The sequence below is a fragment of the Priestia sp. KCTC 13724 genome, assembly GCF_056820425.1.
Window position 1 is genome coordinate 1 of record NZ_JBXDLD010000029.1, and the last position, 20,574, is coordinate 20,574.

Below are 20,574 nucleotides of genomic sequence, written 5' to 3' on the forward strand. Positions count from 1 at the left end.
CCTAAAATAATAAAATTGAAGATTTTGAGTCTTTTTAATAGTTAATTTAAATTAATGCAACACTAGTGATAGAATGTAATAAAATAAAAGAGAGTGTGTCAGTAGAAAAAGGCTTTGGTATCAAAGTATAAAGGGGAAATGACGATGAATAAACCATCCTTTCATGAATTTGCCTATACTCCTCAGCAAGAATGGATACAAGAAGTAAAAAAAGCGCTAAAAGATGACCCTCATCTATATGAAAAAGAAACGTTTGAGAACATTTTTTTGAAAACGCTTTACCGAAAAAATGACGTGCAAGATTTACCACATTTAAAAGACGAAGAGTTTTACTTGTTCGTAAGAGGAATAGACTCACATTTCGTATCAAATGAATGGAATATTGCACAACGAATAAATGTAGCCGTTCCAAAGAAAGCGAATCAAATGATAAAGGAAGCATTAGATAACGGACAAACGTCATTGGCTATTGAGTTAAATCCTATATCAATTAAAGGAAAGAATCCGTTAACAGTTCCTTTTACTGAATTAAAAAGCGGCGTTTTGCTCTCTAACTATGCAGATCTATGTGCGCTTTTTAAGGACATTCAGTTACCTGAAGTACCTCTTTTTATTCCTTCTGGATATACGGCACTGCCGTTGATTGAATCCATCGATACGTACTGTCAACAGGAAGGGATCACATTATCACAAGTAGCTGGAGTGGTTGGAATGGATCCGCTCGGCTCATTAGCTGAACACGCTCATTCACCAATTCCAATCACTGATTTGTATCATGACATGGCAAACGCAATTGCTTTTGTACAAGAAAAGAAAAGTTCGCTAAAGACGGTACTTATTGATACAAAACCGTATCACATGAGCGGGGCAACAGCCGTTCAAGAGTTAGCATATGCACTTTCAACAGCCGTACAATATACGGATGAATGTTTAAGACGCAATATTCCTTTACATCATGTATTACCTCATCTGGCATTTTCATTCTCAACAAGCTCACAGCTTTTTATGGAAGTTTCAAAACTACGTGCATTTCGCTTACTGTGGCTTCAGGCCGTTCGAGCATTTTCACAGACTATAGACGTACCGCTTCCTTTCATCCATGTAAATACATCCATCCATACGCTTTCATCTCAAGACTTACATACGAATATTTTACGAGGAACACTGCAAGCATTTGCTGGAATTATTGGCGGAGCAAATAGCCTCCATGTTTATCCATATGATGCTATATCAAAGCAGTCAACAGAATTATCCAATCGACTCGCACGAAATACGCAGCTAATGCTTCGAGAAGAATCACAATTAGGCAGAGTCATAGACCCGGCAGGAGGCTCATGGTACATCGAATCCTACACGCATGAGCTTGCAGAAAAAGCTTGGAAGCTGTTTCAGAAAATAGAATCTAAAGGCGGTATGGAAGCATGTCTAGAGTCAGGTTGGATTCAATGTGAGCTTCAACATGTAAGTGAAGAGAAAAGAGAACAGATACATAGCAGAAATGAAAGAATGGTAGGAATTACGCATTATGTATCTCCAAGTAAAACTACTTATGAAGAAGATAACGTTGCAAACAAAGACTACTACGAATATCAATTGCAATTAAGAAATGAATTGACGGCAACTTCTCTATTGGTGAATGCGCATGAAGAACAATCCCCTTCTCAAGCAATTCTCTTTTTGAATCAGTGGAGAAAAAGCGAAGCGTTTGAACAGATGCGTGAAAGAACCAAAGGATTGACTATTGGTTGCATTGAATTATCAGAAAGTAAATTGGTTAAGCAACAAAAAGAGTTTGCTTATGATTTTTTCCAGTCTGGTGGATTTCAATGTGAAACTTTTTCACCGTTATATCATGACCTGGATACCATTGAATGGTTGAAAAAGCGTCCTTGTCATGCATACGTAGTATGTGGTGAACCTGAACAAGTAAAAGATATGCTTGCCTTCCTTAATGGGTATAAGCAAGAAAAGCTTTACGTATTTGTTGTAGCAAAATCAGAGGTAGACGGAGCTGCGGAATTCATTAATGAAAATGTGAATGCAATTAATTGTTTTGCGCAATTAGTACGCTGGATTGAGGTGAATCAACATGTATAAAAAACCACAATTTGAAAATATTGATTTTGGCGCTGTTACGCAACCGAAAGCTGTGGAGAGTAAGCAGCATACTGTAGAATCTTTTCAAACAAATGAACAAATTTTTGTGAAATCTCTATATACAGAAAAAGATTATAAAGGCATTGAATTTCTTGATTTTACACCAGGAAAACCACCATATCTAAGAGGACCTTACGCGACGATGTACGTGAAAAAACCATGGACAATTCGTCAGTACGCAGGGTTTTCAACAGCAGAAGAAAGCAATGCCTTTTATCGCAGAAATTTAGCTGCAGGGCAGAAAGGATTGTCTGTTGCTTTTGATTTAGCAACACATCGAGGGTATGACTCTAATCACCCTCGCGTGGTTGGTGACGTAGGAAAAGCGGGGGTAGCAATTGATTCAATCTTAGACATGAAAAAGCTTTTTGATGGTATTCCTCTGGATAAAATGTCGGTTTCAATGACGATGAATGGTGCTGTATTACCAATCATGGCTTTTTATATCGTGACTGCTGAAGAACAAGGTGTGCAAAAGGAGCAGCTAGCCGGTACCATTCAAAATGATATTTTAAAAGAATACATGGTACGTAATACGTATATTTATCCTCCAGATATGTCGATGAGAATTATTGCAGATATTTTCAAGTATACGTCTGAGCATATGCCCAAATTTAATAGCATCAGTATTTCAGGCTATCACATGCAAGAAGCGGGAGCACCAGCTGACCTGGAGCTAGCTTATACGCTAGCAGACGGATTAGAGTATGTTCGAACCGGAATAAAATCTGGTATTTCAGTCGATGCCTTTGCACCACGCCTATCATTTTTTTGGGCGGTTGGAATGAACTACTTTATGGAAGTAGCAAAAATGAGAGCCGGTAGATTGCTATGGGCTAAGCTAATGAAACAGTTTAATCCAACAAATCCCAAGTCGTTAGCTTTGCGTACGCACTCGCAAACGTCTGGCTGGAGCTTAACGGAGCAAGATCCGTTCAATAACGTAGTGCGTACATGTGTGGAAGCACTGGCAGCAGTTTCAGGGCACACGCAGTCACTGCATACGAATGCATTGGATGAAGCAATTGCGCTACCAACGGATTTTTCAGCAAGAATTGCACGTAATACACAGTTATATTTACAAGATGAAACGTCTATTTGTTCTGTTATTGACCCGTTGGGAGGGGCTTATTATATTGAATCACTAACGAATGAGCTCGTTCATAAAGCTTGGGGTCATTTAGAAGAGATTGAATCACTTGGTGGTATGGCAAAAGCAATTGAAACTGGGGTTCCGAAAATGAAAATTGAAGAAGCTGCTGCCAGAAGGCAAGCTAGAATTGATTCAAAAGCCGAAATTATTGTTGGTGTGAATGCATTTAAAGCGAACGAAGAAGAAGAGTTAGAGATTTTAGATATTGATAATCAAGCAGTGCTAACAGCGCAGGTAGAAAGATTAAAAGAACTGAAGAATCAGCGCGATGACAAGCAGGTGGAAAAAACTTTACGTGATTTAACGCATGCTGCTGAAACAGGAAAGGGAAATTTATTAGAGTTAGCGGTTGAAGCTGCCAGAGCAAGAGCAACGCTAGGCGAAATATCACTTGCTCTTGAAAAAATATCTGGTAGGCATCAAGCGGTTACACGTTCAATAAAAGGTGTTTATCAAGCAGAATTTGAAGGAGCAGAGCTTATTGATAAAGTGCGCCAGTTAACAGATGACTTCTTAGAAGAAGAGGGAAGAAGACCAAGAATCCTAGTTGCCAAAATGGGTCAGGACGGTCATGATCGCGGAGCAAAAGTCATTTCTACAGCATTTGCGGATCTAGGCTTTGATGTGGATGTTGGTCCGCTTTTTCAAACGCCTGAAGAAACTGCTGTGCAAGCAATTGAAAATGATGTTCACGTCGTAGGGTTTAGCTCGCTTGCTGCTGGACATAAAACGCTACTTCCACAGCTTGTTGAGCAGCTGCGTTTACACGGTAGAGAAGATATTTTAGTCATTGTTGGAGGAGTTATTCCAAAGCAAGATTATCCTTTTTTAGAAGCAAGCGGAGCAGCAGCTATTTTCGGTCCAGGTACGGTCATTCCAAAAGCAGCTATCCACGTGTTAGATAAGATTAAAGAAAAGCTAGCGGTGGATGAGTAATTATATGACCAAATTAAAAACAGTGTCTCAGTATAAAGAAGGGCTTTTAGGAAAAAACCGAGCTGCTTTAGCACAAGCTATTACCTTAATTGAAAGTCAGGCTGCTAAGCATAAACACCTGGCTCAACAGTTAATGAAAGAAATTTATTCGCATACTGGAAAATCGATTCGGATTGGATTTACAGGTGTACCAGGAGCAGGGAAAAGTACGTTAATTAATGCATTTGGAACTTATTTATGTGATCAAGGATACCGAATAGCAGTACTTGCGATTGATCCAAGCAGTACGGTATCTGGTGGAAGTATCTTAGGTGATAAAACGCGAATGGAGCAGCTTGCTAAGCATCCAAGAGCTTTTGTTCGACCGTCTCCTTCGCAAGGAACATTAGGTGGGGTTCATCGCAAGACGAGAGAAGCTGTTCTTTTATGCGAAGCAGCGGGATATGACGTCATTTTTATAGAAACGATGGGCGTGGGGCAAGGTGAAGGAATCGTTAAGCAAATGGTTGATGTCTTTGTTCTTCTTGTTTTAACAGGTGCAGGAGATGAGCTTCAAGGAATTAAAAAAGGAATCTTAGAGCTAGCCGACTTGATTTGTGTAAATAAAGCGGATGGAGATAATCGACAAAAAGCAGTACTGACGAAAAGAGAGTATGAGTCCGTTATTTCATTTCTATATGCTCATTCATCTAGTTGGCAGCCAAGGGTATTAACAACATCTGTTTACCAGACAGGTGATTTGATTAGCTTATGGAATCACATCTTGGATTACAAGAGCTGGCTAATACAAAATGAACGATTTGAGCAAAAGCGAGGTCTTCAACTTTCTTCATGGCTACAGTCGAGAATTGCTGATTATCTGTACGAGTCTTTTTATGGTAAGCAAGAGCTACGTGATACGCTAAAAGATGTTGAGCAACGTATGCAAAAAGGAGACATAACAATGGAGGAAGCATTTGAGACAATAATTCATCAGTATAAACAAGTAAACCAACCGATAAAGTAACAATAATTTTTTCGTAAACATAAGCCAAAGAAATCGCGTTTTAAGTCATGGTTTGCTATGATAAAAGTAGCTAACTAAAGGAGGTAAAAAGATGAACATCGATTTTAATTTATTTATGAATGATGTTGTTCGCCAAGCGCGTCAAGAGATTGAAGCTGCAGGTTACACGCAATTAACGACGGCTGAAGATGTAGAGGAAGCGTTTCAAAAGCCCGGTACAACATTAGTAATGGTTAACTCAGTTTGTGGATGTGCAGGAGGGATTGCTAGACCAGCAGCTGCTCATTCCGTTCATTACGATAAGCGCCCAACGAATCTAGTTACGGTATTCGCTGGCCAAGATAAAGAAGCAACGGCTCGCGCTAGAGAATATTTTGAAGGCTACCCACCATCTTCACCATCATTTGCATTATTAAAAGATGGTAAAATTATGACAATGGTAGAGCGTCATGAAATTGAAGGACATGAGCCAATGTCAGTTGTAACAAAACTTCAAGAAGCGTTTGATCAATACTGTGAAGAAGTATAAATAAAAGAGGCTGGGACATAAGTAGTTCAGTCCTTACTATACCTGAACGATTGAGAGTTCATAACTTTTAATCGTTCAGGTTTTTTGTTGATTGTGAAAACAATGTTGGAAACAGGGTGGAATGGAGCGTAGGACACTCGACTCCTGCGGGAAAGAGAGGGAAAACTGAGATCCCGCAGCGCAGCGAGGAAGCTCAGGTTCCTCCCCGCGGAAAGCGAGTGGCCGTAGCGCAATGGAACGAATGTGTTCAGACAAACCAAAGAGATGGGAACAGCTGGTGTTCGTCTTTTAGAAGCCATCATTTTGTTATGTCCCAAACTTTTTATTTTTGGTAAAAATATTTGTAATATCAATTTTTTATACATGATTCACATAGTTATGGAAAATGGTGGATAGGTATTTTCATATAGTTAAATCTATATTTAAAAAAAGTGTTGCATAAATATAAATACGTGTTAAAATACAGTTACATGAATATATATTTATTTTTTTACAATGACTTGCAATAAGGAAAAACTTATTTCATAATATTATTAATTTTAAGAAAATATTAAAATTGGGGGAAACGTGACATGAAAATGAAAAAATGGCTATCAGTAACAGTTATAGGGTTGTTAACAGCGGGAGCATTAGCTGCTTGTGGTGCTGGTGAAGGTGCTTCAAATGGAGGCGGAGGCAGTGAGGATGCAAAAGTTTTAAAAATGGGAACTTCAGCTGATTATCCACCGTTTGAGTATATTGATACAGCAAAAGGTGACAGCGAGCCGGTCGGTTTCGATATTGATTTAGCAAAAGCAATTGGTAAAGAGCTAGGTTATGAAGTACAAGTTGTCGATATGGAGTTCGGTAGCTTAATTCCATCTTTACAGTCTAAAAAAGTGGACTTTGTTTTAGCAGGAATGACGCCGACGGAAGAGCGTAAAAAGAACATAGACTTCTCTGATGTATATTACGAGGCGAAAAATGTACTTGTATCTAAAAAGGACGAGCCGATTAATAGCATTGAAGAGCTGAACGGAAAAACAGTAGGTGTTCAAACAGCATCTATTCAAGAAGATGAAGCAAAAACATTATCAGAAGAAGTAGACATTAAAATTGAAAGTCGCGATCGTATTCCACAATTGATTCAAGAAATGAAGTCAAATCGTATTGATGTAGCAATCATTGAGGATACAGTAGCAAAAGGCTATGTAGCAAAAGATGATACGTTACAACTTGTAGAAACAGGAAGAGAAGACTCTAACAAAGGTTCTGCCATTGCATTTCCTAAAGACAGCAAGCTAACGGATGAGTTTAATAAAGAACTACAAGAAATGAAAGAAAGCGGAGAGTTAGAAGAGCTAATCGTTAAATGGTTTGATAGTAAAGAATAAGAGACAATGAACGGAGAGGAAGGAAAACAGGCATGAATTTGGACTTTTCACAAATCGTGCCTTCAATCCCTTATATTTTAAAAGGGATAGGGGTGACGATTCAAATAGTTTTAGCTTCAGCCATTGTCGGTTTTGTACTAGGGACAATCTTATCTCTATTTAAAATTAGTCGTTCAAAACCGCTCATTTGGTTAGCTGATCTTTATACATCAATCTTTCGTGGTACGCCGCTCGTACTGCAATTATTGCTTATTTATTTTGGGTTACCACAAATTTTAGGTTTTGATATTGCGCCATTTCCTGCTGCAGTTGCTGCATTCGGATTAAACTCAGCTGCATATATCTCTGAAATTATTCGTGCTGGTATTTTAGCAGTCGATAAAGGACAACGTGAAGCTGCTCTTGCTTTAGGAATTCCATATCGTAAAATGATGGGCCAAGTCATTATGCCTCAAGCTTTAAAAAACATTTTACCAGCTTTAATGAATGAGTTTATTACGCTTACGAAAGAATCAGCACTTGTAACGGTTATCGGTGCGCTTGATATTATGAGACGTGCATATATCGTTGGAGGAGAAAAGTTTGCGTATTTTGAACCTCTGTTATTTGCAGGATTAATTTATTACATCATGGTAATGGGCTTAACGCTCCTTGGTAAAGTGATCGAGAGGAGAATGAGAAAAGGTGATTAAAATTGAAAACTTACACAAGTCCTTTGGCCAAAATGAAGTTCTAAAAGGCATTTCAACAGTTATTAAAGAAAAAGAAGTAGTCGCCGTAATCGGTCCATCAGGTTCCGGGAAATCAACGTTTTTGCGCTGTATGAATTTACTTGAACAGCCAACTAGTGGAGCCATTACAATAGCTGATCAAGAAATTACAAATGCGAAGACAAACATTATAAACGTGCGACAAAATGTCGGGATGGTATTTCAGCACTTTCATCTGTTTCCTCATATGACGGTGCTTGAAAACTTAACATACGCGCCTACTACAGTTAAAGGAATCTCAAAAGAAGAGGCGAAGAGCAAAGGAATGGAACTACTAACTAAAGTCGGACTAGCTGAAAAAGCAAACGAGTATCCAAGTCGACTTTCAGGAGGTCAAAAGCAGCGTGTTGCTATTGCTCGTGCTCTTGCGATGGAACCAGAAATTATGCTTTTTGATGAACCAACATCTGCTTTAGACCCAGAGATGGTAAAAGAAGTATTAGATGTAATGAAATCACTAACTGAAACGGGTATGACAATGGTTATCGTTACGCATGAAATGGGCTTTGCGCGCGAAGTAGCAGATCGTGTTTTATTCTTAGATGGCGGCCGCCTAGTGGAAGATTCACCTCCGGCTGAGTTTTTTACAGCACCTAAAAGTAAGCGTGCGAAGGATTTTCTTGAAAAAATCTTATAATAATCAAAAAGAGACTGAGATATAAGTAGTTCAGCCTCTACTATACCTGAATGATTGAGAGTTCATAACTTTTAATCGTTCAGGTTTTTTGTTGATTGTGAAAACAATGTTGGAAACAGGGTGGAATGAAGCGTAGGACACTCGACTCCTGCGGGAAAGCGAGTGACCGTAGCGCAATGGAACAAACGTGTGGAGACAAATCAAAGAGATGGGAACAGCTAGTGTTCGTCTTTTAGAAGCAATCGTTTTGTTATGTCCCAAACTCTTTTTTTAATTTATAAATAGCGAGAAGCATTGCGTAATTGAATGAAACATGTTAATAAATAATAGTGTTATGAATAACTTATAAAAAAGGAACTGTTTAGGAGCTTTGACGATATGAAGTATAAAATTGGTTATCGAACCTTTAAAACAGCCGTAGGTACTGCACTCGCAATTAGCATTGCACAGCTCATCGGCCTTGAGTTTTTCCCATCAGCAGGAATTATTACAATCTTATGTATACAAAATTCACAGAAAAAATCGTTGCAAAGTGCGTTTGATCGCTTTGTAGCTTGTTCGATTTCAATTTTATTTTCATTTATTTTCTTTGAAGGAATTGCTTATCATCCAGCGGTCATCGGATTGATGCTGCTATTTTTTATTCCGTTAACCGTTATTTTAAAGGTCAACGGAGGAATTGTAACAAGTTCAGTTATTTTACTGCACATTTACTCCATTGAAAATATGACGTGGCAAATTGTTTTCAATGAATTAGGGCTCATTGTGGTTGGTATTGGCGTAGCGCTTCTTGTGAATTTATACATGCCAAGCTTAGACAAAGAGCTTCGTCAGTATCAGCAGGACATTGAAGAGAATTTTCATATCATTCTTAAAGAAATGGCGCTTTATTTAAGAAGAAACGAAAGCACTTGGTCTGGCAAAGAAATTGCCGATACAGCAGTGCTCTTAGAAAAAGCTAAAAGTCTAGCTTTCCGTGATGTTGAAAACCATTTTGTACGTTCAGAAAATTATTATTATCGATACTTTAAAATTCGTGAAAAACAATTAGAAATTCTAGAACGTACTCTTCCTCTTCTTACATCAATTGACCTTGTGGTTGAACAAAGATATATGATTGCTGATTTTATTGAAGAATTAAGCTTTTCTATTCATCCGGGTAACACAGCAAAGCTTTTTTTATTAAAGCTGGAGCAGCTCAAGGAATCTTTTCAATGCATGGAGCTACCTAAGTCTCGTGAAGAATTCGAAGCACGAGCAAATCTGTTACACTTTGTAAAGGAAATAGAGCAATATTTAATTATTAAACAAAGCTTAAAAATTACGTAAACAATATGCATGTTGTAGCAACCCCTTACGAACAATAAGAAAAAGCGTAAGGGGTTGAATTGTATGCACGTCATGTTTCTTATTTTAGTACTTGTATCACCAATTTGGCCGCTGGGAGCAAATCCTTTACCAGCTGACCCTTTTATTATTGTAAATAAACAGACAAATGAATTAGCATATATTGAACACGGCAAGGTAGAGAATGTTATTAAAGTGGGTTCGGGAAGAACAAAAGATTTAACACCAGAAGGCGAGTTCACTATCACAGTTAAAGCAGCAAACCCTTATTATCGAAAAGATAAGATAGAAGGGGGAGACCCTACTAATCCACTTGGGTTGAGGTGGATTGGATTTGATGCAAAAGACACAGATGGGCGAATTTATGGAATTCATGGTACAAACCAGCCAAACTCTATCGGCAAGTATGTTTCTAATGGGTGCATAAGGCTTCGAAATGAACGCGTTGTTGAGCTTTATGAAAAGGTTCCTCTTGGAACAAAAGTATGGATTGTGACCAGTGGAAAATCCTTTGAAGATCTAGCGAAGGAAAAAGGAATAGTAGTGCAATAAAAGGTAGGTGATTCATCACCTACCTTTTATTATAGCCACATTGTAATGCCAGCAAGAACAGTTGTGATTATCATCGTTCCCAGCATTAAATAGACCACAATTTTTTGCCATTTTTTATTCGACATAAAAGAGTAGCTCCTCTCACAACCTTTTTTTCTATTTTACATGTAGCAGGGAAATGGGACAAGCAACTTCTTTATTCGCTTTCGTTTTAAGAAGGAGAATGAAGATTCATTCAAGAATATGTCTAAATGAAAACGCTTTTTTAGGGGGTGGGAATATGAATAAAATTGATCATATTGGCATCGCTGTTCACTCTATTGATAACATCAAAGCATTTTATGAGAGGCAGCTCGGCTTACTATGTTTAGGGATAGAAAAAGTAGAAAATCAAGGTGTAAAGGTAGCTTTTTTTCAATGCGGTGATTCGAAAATCGAACTTCTTGAACCTTTAAATAATAGCAGTCCAGTCGCTAAATTTCTTCAAAAACGTGGAGAGGGTATACACCACATTGCCTTTGGTGTTGGAAGCATTGAAGATCGCATTCAAGAGCTGAAAGAACGTGGAATTAAAATGATTGATCATGAGCCAAGATTAGGAGCTGGTGGTGCTTCCATTGCTTTTTTACACCCGTCGTCCACCGCAGGGGTTTTGTATGAACTTTGTGAAAAGAAACCAACAGAGGAGGAATAGCACATGGTTGATATTTATGAAAAACTAAATGAGCTATACGACAAGCGCCGCAAAATTGAACAAGGGGGCGGAGATCAAAAAATTGAAAAGCAACATTTCAAAGGAAAACTAACGGCTAGAGAACGCATTGACTTATTGGTTGATGAAGGAACATTTGTTGAAGTTCAGCCTTTTATAGAACACCGCTGTCTGGACTTTAATATGAATACACAAGCAGGTCCTGGAGACGGTGTTGTCACTGGGTACGGTAAAGTGAATGGACGAGGCATTTATTTGTTTTCTCAAGATTTCACGGTGTTTGGCGGTGCGCTTGGAGAAATGCATGCCAAAAAAATCGTCAATGTAATGGACCTAGCAGCGAAAACTGGTGTTCCTTTTATTGGATTAAATGACTCGGGTGGAGCGCGAATTCAAGAAGGCGTGATGTCGTTAGACGGATACGGTCAAATTTTTTATCGAAACGCCATTTATTCAGGAGTCATCCCTCAAATCTCCGTGATTATGGGACCATGTGCAGGTGGTGCAGTATACTCACCAGCCATCACTGATTTTGTATTTATGGTGGAAAAGACGAGCCAAATGTTTATTACAGGACCGAAAGTGATTGAGACAGTAACGGGTGAAACAATCACAGCAGAAAATTTGGGTGGAGCTGCTGTTCATAATGAAATTAGTGGAAATGCTCATTTTAGCGCAAGTTCAGAAGAAGAAGTGCTTGAGCAGGTTCGCCTCTTACTAAGCTACTTGCCTTTATCTAATGCTGAAAAGCCACCGAGTGTCCCTTATAATGATCAAAGCAATGACCGCCCAGAATTATTGGATGTTGTGCCTTTTGATGCTGTCAGACCATATGATGTTCGCCATGTTATTGACCACGTCGTAGACGAAGGAACATTTTTAGAAGTACAAAAAGATTTTGCTAAAAACATTGTAGTCGGCTTAGCTCGCTTGAATGGAAACGTGGTCGGGCTGGTTTGTAATCAACCAAAGTTTATGGCTGGCAGCTTAGATATTAACTCCTCAGACAAAGCTGCACGTTTTATAAGGTTTTGTGACTCTTTTCATATTCCACTCATTACGTTTGAAGATGTAACAGGATTCTTTCCTGGTATTAAGCAAGAACATGGCGGTATCATTCGTCACGGTGCTAAAATTTTATATGCCTATTCTGAGGCAACTGTTCCGAAAATTACGGTGATTTTACGAAAAGCCTACGGTGGAGCTTATGTTGCGCTAAATAGTAAATCAATTGGTGCAGATATGGTATATGCTTGGCCAAACGCTGAAATTGCCGTTATGGGTCCTCAAGGAGCTGCCAATATTATTTTTGCGAACGAAATCCAAAGTAGTGATGCTCCCGAAGAAGTTCGAGCTGAAAAAATTGAGCAGTATCGCGATAAGTTTGCTAATCCATACGTTGCGGCGAGGGGGGGTATGGTAGATGATGTGATTGATCCAAGAGATACAAGAATAAAATTAATACAAGCACTCGAAATGTTGCACAATAAAAAGGAAGAGCGTCCACAGCGAAAACATGGTAACATACCATTGTAGGTTAATTTTGGAGGGATTACATATTATGGTTAATGAGCGACGTCTAGTTGATCTATTTTTAGAACTTATACAAGTTGATTCAGAAACAAAGTATGAAGCCGAGATTGCAAAAGTATTAACGGAAAAATTCACGGCTTTAGGAGTAAAAGTTGTTGAAGATGATACAACAGCTGAAACTGGACATGGTGCAGGTAATTTAATTTGTACTCTTCCAGGAACAAAAGAAGGAGTAGATACCATTTATTTTACTTCTCATATGGATACGGTTGTTCCTGGAAAAGGCATTAAGCCATCTATTGAAGACGGTTATATTAAAAGCGATGGAACAACGATTCTAGGAGCTGATGATAAGGCTGGATTGGCAGCGATGCTAGAAGCTATTCAAGTGCTAAAAGAGCAAAATATTGAGCACGGTACCATTGAGTTTGTCATCACAGTTGGAGAGGAATCTGGATTAGTTGGAGCGAAAGCATTAGATCCAAAGCTTGTAACGGCAAAATTTGGCTATGCGCTTGATAGCGATGGAAAAGTGGGCGATATTATTGTTGCTGCTCCAACGCAAGCAAAAGTCAAAGCAGATATTTATGGAAAAACAGCTCACGCTGGTGTAGCACCTGAGCGTGGAGTATCGGCAATTACCATTGCCTCAAAAGCGATTTCACGTATGCCCCTAGGGCGTATTGATGAAGAAACAACGGCGAATATTGGTCGCTTTGAAGGTGGAACGCAAACGAATATTGTGTGCGACTACGTATCGATCTTAGCAGAAGCTCGTTCATTGGTTCCTGAAAAAATGGAAGCGCAAGTGGCAAAAATGAAGGAAGCATTTGAATCTGCAGCAAGTGACATGGGAGGAAGAGCTGAAGTAGATATTAAAGTGATGTATCCTGGCTTTAAATTTAGCGATGGAGACCATGTTGTAGAAGTAGCAAAAAAAGCGGTTGCCAATATCGGTCGTCCTTCACGCTTGCTACAAAGCGGCGGTGGCAGCGATGCAAACGTCATTGCAGGTTTTGATATTCCAACTGTAAACTTAGCTGTAGGCTATGAAGATATTCATACCACAAGTGAAAAAATTCCAGTTGAAGAACTTGTAAAAACATCAGAGCTGGTTGTATCGATTATCAAAGAAGTAGCAAAATGATAATAATCACATTGTAAAAAGCTTGGGCCTTGTCGCTCAAGCTTTTTACATATCGGCTAATATAAAGTTTGAATTTTTTGACATTTTGTATAATGTAAACAGCACGTTTCTTCAGTAAAATGGATTATAAGCTTAAAACCTCAACACAAAGGAGTGAAACCAATCGGGGGAAAGTTAATAAAAAAATATGTAAGCGATTTCATATATAATCGATATAAAGCAATTTAGAAGGGGGATGGATTTATGAAATCTTCAGCTCAGCCGATGCTTCAAGCAATTGTAGAGAACTTTAGTGAAGTTGAAAAAGGCTTGCCAAATCAAGAAGCTATTGAAGAAGCTAATCGATGTTTGTACTGTTACGATGCTCCTTGTATTCAAGCTTGTCCAACGAGCATTGATATACCAACGTTTATTAAAAAAATTGCATCTGGAAACTTAAAGGGGTCCGCTCAAACGATTATGACATCGAATCCTGTTGGAGCGAGCTGTGCGAGGGTTTGTCCAACAGAAGAGCTTTGTGAAGGGGCATGTGTATTAAATCATTCGACTAAACCTATTATGATTGGTGATCTTCAGCGTTATGCTACTGACTGGGCTATTCAAAATGAACAGGTGTTATTTACAAAAGGTAAGCCAAACGGAAAGCGGGTTGCTATTGTAGGCGGAGGACCCGCTGGGCTTTCAGCTGCCAGAGAGCTAGCTCGGTTTGGATATGCTGTGACAATCTTTGAAGCAGAAAAAGAAGCAGGAGGGTTAAATACCTATGGAATTGTATCGTTTCGACTCCCTCAAGCTATTTCTTTTTGGGAGGTACAGCAAGTAAAAGCCCTAGACGTTGAAATTAAAACAAACATGCGTGTTGGTGAAGACGTGATGCCGAGTGAACTTTTAGAGAACTATGATGCAGTCGTTCTTGCTATTGGAATGAGTAAAGTTCCAAATTTAGGTATTGAAGGAGAACACCTAAAGGGAGTTTATGATGCAATTGACTTTGTGAAGCAAACAAAATCAGAAGCGTTGACTACAGAGTTTGTGGGGAAAAAAGTAGCGGTTGTTGGTGCAGGAAATACAGCGATTGATGGAGCAACATGTTCCATGCGATTAGGGGCAAAAAATGTAAAAATTCTATACCGTAGAACGAGTGCTGAAATGACAGCCTATGGTTTTGAATATGAATTTGCCAAGCAAGACGGTGTAGAGTTTCGATGGTTAACAGCACCTGTGAGAATTGTTGGAAATGACAAAAATGAAGTAACAGGTATTGAATGTATCAAAATGGAACTAAAAGAATCGGAAGGTGATGGACGTAAAAAGCCTGTACCAATAGAAGGGTCAGAGTTCTTAATTAAAGTGGATGCTGTTATTAAAGCAATTGGGCAAGAGCGTTACTTATCTTTAATTAATCAGTTTGAATTAAAGCAAGATGGTGGAGTCGTACTAATTGATCAAGATACATTCCAAACCTCAAACCCTAAAGTCTTTGCTTGTGGTGACGTTGTATTTGGAAAAGGGCAAGGTGAAGCCATGGTTGTGACGGCTGCACAGCAAGGGAAGCAAACGGCATATGGCATTCATGCTCAGTTAAAGAAAGAAGCAATTGAAACAGCTTAAACAAACGAGAGGGGGAAACAAGTATGGCAGATTTACGCATAAACTTAGCAGGTATTAAATCACCCAATCCATTTTGGCTAGCATCAGCGCCGCCTACAAACTCGGGGTATCAAGTACAGCGTGCCTTTGAAGCAGGATGGGGCGGAGCAGTTTGGAAAACGCTTGGAGATCCAATTTTAAATGTATCTTCACGGTTTGCAGCGGTGAGCTTTAACGGCCAGCGCGTAGCGGGTTTTAATAATATTGAGCTTATTACGGATCGGCCGCTTGAGGTTAATTTAAAAGAAATCTATGAGACCAAAAAGAAATTTCCTGACCATGCTATCATTGCTTCTTTAATGGTTGAACCAAAACAGGAGAAATGGCATGAAATTGTAAAACGTGTAGAAGATGTAGGCGTTGACGGTTTAGAGCTAAATTTCGGCTGTCCTCACGGCATGGCCGAGCGAGGAATGGGAGCAGCTTCAGGGCAGGTGCCTGACCTTGTTGAAAAGCAAACGTACTGGGCTAAAGAAGTAGCGAAAACGCCTGTTATTGTTAAGTTGACTCCAAATATTACGGACATCACAGTTACAGCAGAAGCCGCTGTAAGAGGCGGAGCGGACGCAGTGAGTATGATTAACACTATCAATAGCTTAGCCGGAGTGGATATCAATTCATGGAACACAATTCCCCACGTGGCTGGTAAAGGTGCACATGGAGGCTACTGTGGTCCAGCCGTTAAGCCTATCGCCTTAAATATGGTGGCTGAATGTGCAAGAAGCCCTCATATTAACGTACCGATTTCAGGTATGGGAGGCGTATCGAATTGGCAGGAAGCAGTGGAATTTATGCTTATGGGAGCAACTGGGGTTCAAGTGTGCACAGCTGCTATGCATCATGGTTTTAGAATTGTAGAAGACATGCTTGATGGACTAAACAACTACCTTGATGAGCGAGGAATTGCAAAAGTGAGCGATCTTGTTGGAAAAGCTGTTCCGAAATACTCTGATTGGGGAAATCTTGATTTAAATTATAAAGTTGTGGCTCGAATTGACCCCAATACATGTATTAATTGTAACAAGTGTCATATTTCATGTGAAGACACGTCCCATCAATGTATTGATATGTTGAAAGACTCTTCAGGTAAACCGTATTTGCAAGTAAGAGAAGAAGATTGTGTGGGCTGTAATCTCTGCTCGATTGTCTGTCCTGTTGATGGAGCAATCTCTATGGTGGAGGTAGCGAGTGAGCAGCCGCCTATGACGTGGAATGAAAGACAAGCGGCACTTGCGATGACATCTGCACAAAAACTGGACGTATAACCAAACACAATAGGGGGGATCAAATTATGAAAAAATTAGTGAAAAATGGAGTAATCGTTACAGCAGCAGATACGTACAGCGGAGACATTTTAATTGAAGATGGGAAAATCGCAGCAATTGGAAAGGGACTAGATGAGTCTAGTTGTGAAATTGTTGACGCAAATGGAGCTTATATTTTCCCTGGAGGAATTGATCCACATACTCATTTAGACATGCCATTTGGAGGTACGGTCACAAAAGATGATTTTGAAACGGGGACCATTGCAGCGGCGTTTGGAGGTACCACAACTATCATTGATTTTTGCTTAACAGATAAAGGGAAACCGTTGCAAAATGCCATTAATACTTGGCATGCAAAATCAGAAGGGAAAGCAGCTATTGACTATAGCTTCCACCTGATGATTGGAGAGATGAACGATCAGGTATTAGAACAACTTCCTACTATTGTTGAAGATGAAGGGATTACGTCGTTCAAAGTATTCATGGCGTATAAAGATGTATTTCAAGCGGACGATGCGACCCTTTATCAAACGCTTATTCAAGCAAAAGAGCTTGGGGCATTAGTTATGGTACATGCTGAAAACGGAGACGTGATTGACTATTTAACGAAGAAAGCGTTAGAAGCAGGAAGTACAGATCCAATTTACCATGCGCGTACAAGACCTCCAGAGATTGAAGGTGAGGCAACAGGTAGAGCAGCTTGTTTTACAGGTCTTGCTGATTCACAGCTATATGTAGTGCATGTATCTTGTGCTGAAGCGGTGAATCAAATTGCTCAGGCTCGAAATCGAGGCGTGAATATTTGGGGTGAAACATGTCCGCAATATTTAGTATTAGATGAATCCTACTTAGAAAAACCTAATTTTGAAGGAGCTAAATACGTCTGGTCACCACCTCTTCGTGAAAAGTGGAACCAAGAAGTGTTATGGAACGCATTAAAAAATGGAGATTTACAAACGATTGGGTCTGATCAATGTTCATTTGATTTTAATGGGCAAAAAGATTTAGGTAAGAATGATTTTACAAAGATTCCAAATGGCGGTCCTATTATTGAAGACCGTATGAGCATCTTATTTTCAGAAGGTGTACAGAAAGGGAAGATTACGCTTAATCAATTTGTAGACGTAACATCTACTCGCACTGCTAAGCTATTTGGATTATATCCGAAAAAAGGCACAATCGCTGTAGGAAGCGATGCGGACCTATTAATTTTTGACCCAACTGTCAAGCGTAAAATTTCTGCTGAAACACATCACATGGCTGTTGATTATAGTGCGTTTGAAGGAATGGAAATTACGGGTGAGCCGGTTTCAGTATTGTGTAGAGGAGAATTTGTGATTAAAGAAAAGCAATTTGTTGGTAAGAGTGGTTATGGTGAGTATATCAAGCGGTCAAAATTTAATGAGCGTAATGAAGCTCAGCAATCCCCAGTAAAACTGTAATTATGCTACTGCGCTGTGCTTATAGCATAGCGCAACCCCTATGTATATAAATAGAGAGAAAACAGCCTTCATGATGAATGTAACGCGTTTACTAAATAGTATGAGGGGTGCAAGAAATGAAAAAATCAGGAAGCTATTTAAAATCACCGGATTTATTACCTGTTGCGCATCAAAACCGTAAAATTGGAACGCTTGGTTTTTCATTAATGTGGGTTAGTATGGCGGTTGTATTAGCCGCATTTGCAATCGGAGGGTCCGGTGTGCAAAGCTTATCTCTCGGCTGGGTTGTAGTAGCAACCGTGATTGGATCAATTGCGATTGGTTTATTTGTGACCATTATTGCCGATATTGGGATTGAACATGGTTTATCATTTCCAGTCTATATGAGAGCTCCATTTGGAACAATTGGCACTCATATTCCATCCGTTATGCGAGGGCTTGCAGCATCTTGTTGGTTTGGAATCAATACGTACTTTGGTGCTACGGCAATGAATGGGATTTTAAATGCTCTAGCAGGGTTTAATAACTGGCTCATATGCTTTTTTCTCTTTGCATTATTACAGCTTATTAATACAGCGCTTGGAATTAAAGCAGTTGAACGCTTTACGGACCTAGCAGCCCCAGTTATCATCATTATTTCAGCCTGGATGTATACGACTCTGTCGGACCAAGCTCTTTCTCAAGGTAGAGAGGTATGGGGGTGGATTGAAAGTCCGGTGACAGGAGGGGCAGCTGTTACAGCATTTATCGTAGTCATTATGAGTAACATGGGGTTTTGGGCAACGCTTGCAGCAGATATTCCGTCTATCTCAAGGTTTATTAAAGCACCTACACATGAGCGGAGCTGGGTAAAACGCAATAAAGGAGCTCTTGTAGGAAGCGTAGTGGCATTGCCGCTAACTCAAACATTTATGGTTATCATTGGTGGTGTCTCTTATATTGCCGTGAAAAACTATGATCCAGTAGTAGCGCTTCAAGAAGCTGCGTCTGGCTTCGCGCTTGGAGTATTACTTTTAATGGTTGTATTTGCCCAGTGGTCAACAAATATCTCAGCGAATTTGATTCCAGCTGCAACGATTTTTTCAAATGTTGGTGGACCTAAAGTGCCATTTGGGGTTGGGGTATTCATCGCTGGTATTGTGGGGACGATTGTTCAACCATGGAGTTTGTTTGGTATTATTGTCCCTGCATTGTTAATTGTCGGTGGAATTTTATCGGCCATTGTTGGTATCTTGTTTGCCGATTACTACTTATTACGAAAGCGTAGAGTAAACGTGACAGAGCTATATGAAGAGAATGGACAGTATCGCTACTTTTATGGCTTTAATATAGCTGGTTTACTTGCATGGACTATAGGTGGAACAAGTGCTTACTTTCTATCAACTTATTCTTTTGTTGTTGGATTTGTAGTAGGCGCTATCTGTTATTATGTCTTAGCTAAATATTGGTGGTTTAAGCGTTATAAACAAGCTGAGATTGAGACACCAAGTGATGAAAAGTATCTAGGCATTACAGTTGGCCGTGATTGGGTGATCTCAATTGATGGGAAAGTAATTCAACCTGTCGCATCCAGCCAAACTATTTCAACAGATTGAGGTGAAGGTATGTCAGACTATCAGCATTTTGTTGCAGAACGTGAAAAAATTGATTTTCTTATTGAAAAAGGTTTCATTATTAAAAGCGTAACAGAAAATCTGAGCGGTGCATTTCTAGAGTTTGAACGCATAAAGCAAGGGAAGGTTGAAAAAGAAAAGCTTCATATCTTAACAGCGGATGCTAGAAAGTACTTTTCAGGAATATTAATTCAGCAGTTATAAAATAAGAGACTGAGACATAAGTAGTTCAGCCTCTACTACACCTGAACGATTGAGAGTTCATAACTTTTAATCGCTCAGGTTTTTTGATTGTGAAAACAATGTTGGAAACAGGGTGGAACGGAGCGTAGGATACTCGACTCCAGCGAGGAAGCTCAGGTTCCTCCCGGCGGAAAGCGAGTGACCGTAGCGCAATGGAACGAACGTGTTCAGACAAATCAAAGAGATGGGAACAGCTAGTGTTCGTCTTTTAGAAGCAATCATTTTGTTATGTCCCAAACTCTTATTTATTTTGAAAAATAGAGCAAAAAGTGAAACTAACTCATATTTTTTTCGTTACTATTCATGTCAAGTGTTACGTATTACAAACAGTTATTACATTTCATTTACAACAATGGGAAAAGGGTTTAGTTAGGGAGGGATTTGTAGTAAATAGTATAGTATAAAAGTTTTTTTGAAACAAAAATGTAAACGTTAAATATACCACTAGTGTTGCATTAAAACAATTCAGCGCTTTATAAAAATCTAAATTTTCAGTAATTTTATCTTTG

The 20,574-nt window shown here is 39.3% G+C and carries 19 protein-coding genes; 18 read left to right on the plus strand and 1 reads right to left on the minus strand.

The annotated features are described in order from the left end of the window. The first annotated feature begins 144 nt into the window (after positions 1-144). From AC1UFB_RS04650 to AC1UFB_RS04695, 10 genes are all read left to right on the plus strand, one after another. Complete coding sequence (locus AC1UFB_RS04650) at positions 145-2,097, plus strand: methylmalonyl-CoA mutase family protein (protein ID WP_157803522.1); 1,953 nt, start codon at positions 145-147, stop codon at positions 2,095-2,097. Next, positions 2,090-4,246 carry a methylmalonyl-CoA mutase gene (gene scpA, locus AC1UFB_RS04655; protein WP_100346845.1) on the plus strand — a complete coding sequence of 719 codons (2,157 nt, stop codon included), beginning with the start codon at positions 2,090-2,092 and terminating at the stop codon, positions 4,244-4,246. Before AC1UFB_RS04650 ends, scpA begins: the two co-directional genes overlap by 8 nt. Positions 4,247-4,250: 4 nt before the next feature. Further along, positions 4,251-5,252, plus strand: a complete 1,002-nt coding sequence (gene meaB / locus AC1UFB_RS04660; RefSeq protein WP_100346846.1) for a methylmalonyl Co-A mutase-associated GTPase MeaB — start codon at positions 4,251-4,253, stop codon at positions 5,250-5,252. Between the two features lie 91 nt (positions 5,253-5,343). Next, entirely contained in the window at positions 5,344-5,781 is a 438-nt protein-coding gene (locus tag AC1UFB_RS04665; protein ID WP_025909220.1) for a BrxA/BrxB family bacilliredoxin, read from the plus strand. A gap of 116 nt (positions 5,782-5,897) precedes the next feature. After that, on the plus strand, positions 5,898-6,116 hold the full coding sequence (locus AC1UFB_RS04670) for a hypothetical protein (protein WP_482588635.1): 219 nt from the start codon (positions 5,898-5,900) through the stop codon (positions 6,114-6,116). A 243-nt stretch (positions 6,117-6,359) separates the two neighbouring features. After that, positions 6,360-7,154, plus strand: coding sequence for a transporter substrate-binding domain-containing protein (locus tag AC1UFB_RS04675; protein WP_025909772.1), 795 nt, complete (start codon positions 6,360-6,362; stop codon positions 7,152-7,154). 32 nt (positions 7,155-7,186) lie between these two features. Continuing rightward, entirely contained in the window at positions 7,187-7,846 is a 660-nt protein-coding gene (locus AC1UFB_RS04680; RefSeq protein WP_025909773.1) for an amino acid ABC transporter permease, read from the plus strand. Next, positions 7,839-8,561, plus strand: coding sequence for an amino acid ABC transporter ATP-binding protein (locus tag AC1UFB_RS04685; protein WP_025909774.1), 723 nt, complete (start codon positions 7,839-7,841; stop codon positions 8,559-8,561). The genes AC1UFB_RS04680 and AC1UFB_RS04685 overlap by 8 nt, the downstream gene beginning before the upstream one ends. A gap of 378 nt (positions 8,562-8,939) precedes the next feature. Beyond that, positions 8,940-9,890, plus strand: coding sequence for an aromatic acid exporter family protein (locus tag AC1UFB_RS04690; protein WP_100346848.1), 951 nt, complete (start codon positions 8,940-8,942; stop codon positions 9,888-9,890). Positions 9,891-9,953: 63 nt separating this feature from the next. Next, positions 9,954-10,460, plus strand: coding sequence for a L,D-transpeptidase (locus tag AC1UFB_RS04695; RefSeq protein WP_025909776.1), 507 nt, complete (start codon positions 9,954-9,956; stop codon positions 10,458-10,460). Between the two features lie 29 nt (positions 10,461-10,489). Here AC1UFB_RS04695 and prli42 read toward each other — a convergent pair whose 3' ends face one another. Beyond that, complete coding sequence (prli42, locus tag AC1UFB_RS04700) at positions 10,490-10,585, minus strand: stressosome-associated protein Prli42 (RefSeq protein ID WP_152545186.1); 96 nt, start codon at positions 10,583-10,585, stop codon at positions 10,490-10,492. Between the two features lie 155 nt (positions 10,586-10,740). On the opposite strand from prli42, the gene mce reads away from it, so the two are divergent. The 8 genes from mce (at position 10,741) to AC1UFB_RS04740 (ending at position 20,026) form a co-directional block, all read left to right on the plus strand. After that, positions 10,741-11,154 (plus strand): methylmalonyl-CoA epimerase, encoded by a 414-nt coding sequence (mce, locus tag AC1UFB_RS04705; protein ID WP_025909777.1) that lies wholly within the window; start codon positions 10,741-10,743, stop codon positions 11,152-11,154. A 3-nt stretch (positions 11,155-11,157) separates the two neighbouring features. Next, the gene (locus AC1UFB_RS04710) at positions 11,158-12,708 is read left to right on the plus strand and encodes an acyl-CoA carboxylase subunit beta (protein WP_025909778.1); all 1,551 of its coding nucleotides are present in this window, start codon (positions 11,158-11,160) and stop codon (positions 12,706-12,708) included. A 25-nt stretch (positions 12,709-12,733) separates the two neighbouring features. Beyond that, positions 12,734-13,852, plus strand: a complete 1,119-nt coding sequence (locus AC1UFB_RS04715; RefSeq protein WP_328101096.1) for a tripeptidase T — start codon at positions 12,734-12,736, stop codon at positions 13,850-13,852. 243 nt (positions 13,853-14,095) lie between these two features. Continuing rightward, entirely contained in the window at positions 14,096-15,463 is a 1,368-nt protein-coding gene (locus AC1UFB_RS04720) for an NAD(P)-dependent oxidoreductase (RefSeq protein WP_482588637.1), read from the plus strand. A 23-nt stretch (positions 15,464-15,486) separates the two neighbouring features. After that, positions 15,487-16,767 carry an NAD-dependent dihydropyrimidine dehydrogenase subunit PreA gene (gene preA / locus AC1UFB_RS04725; protein ID WP_025909781.1) on the plus strand — a complete coding sequence of 427 codons (1,281 nt, stop codon included), beginning with the start codon at positions 15,487-15,489 and terminating at the stop codon, positions 16,765-16,767. 26 nt (positions 16,768-16,793) lie between these two features. Next, complete coding sequence (gene hydA, locus AC1UFB_RS04730; protein WP_328101093.1) at positions 16,794-18,209, plus strand: dihydropyrimidinase; 1,416 nt, start codon at positions 16,794-16,796, stop codon at positions 18,207-18,209. Positions 18,210-18,325: 116 nt separating this feature from the next. Then, complete coding sequence (locus AC1UFB_RS04735) at positions 18,326-19,804, plus strand: NCS1 family transporter (RefSeq protein WP_328101092.1); 1,479 nt, start codon at positions 18,326-18,328, stop codon at positions 19,802-19,804. A 9-nt stretch (positions 19,805-19,813) separates the two neighbouring features. Further along, a complete protein-coding gene (locus tag AC1UFB_RS04740) occupies positions 19,814-20,026 on the plus strand; it encodes a hypothetical protein (protein WP_025909784.1) in 213 nt (70 codons plus the stop codon). The last annotated feature ends 548 nt before the right edge of the window (positions 20,027-20,574 follow it).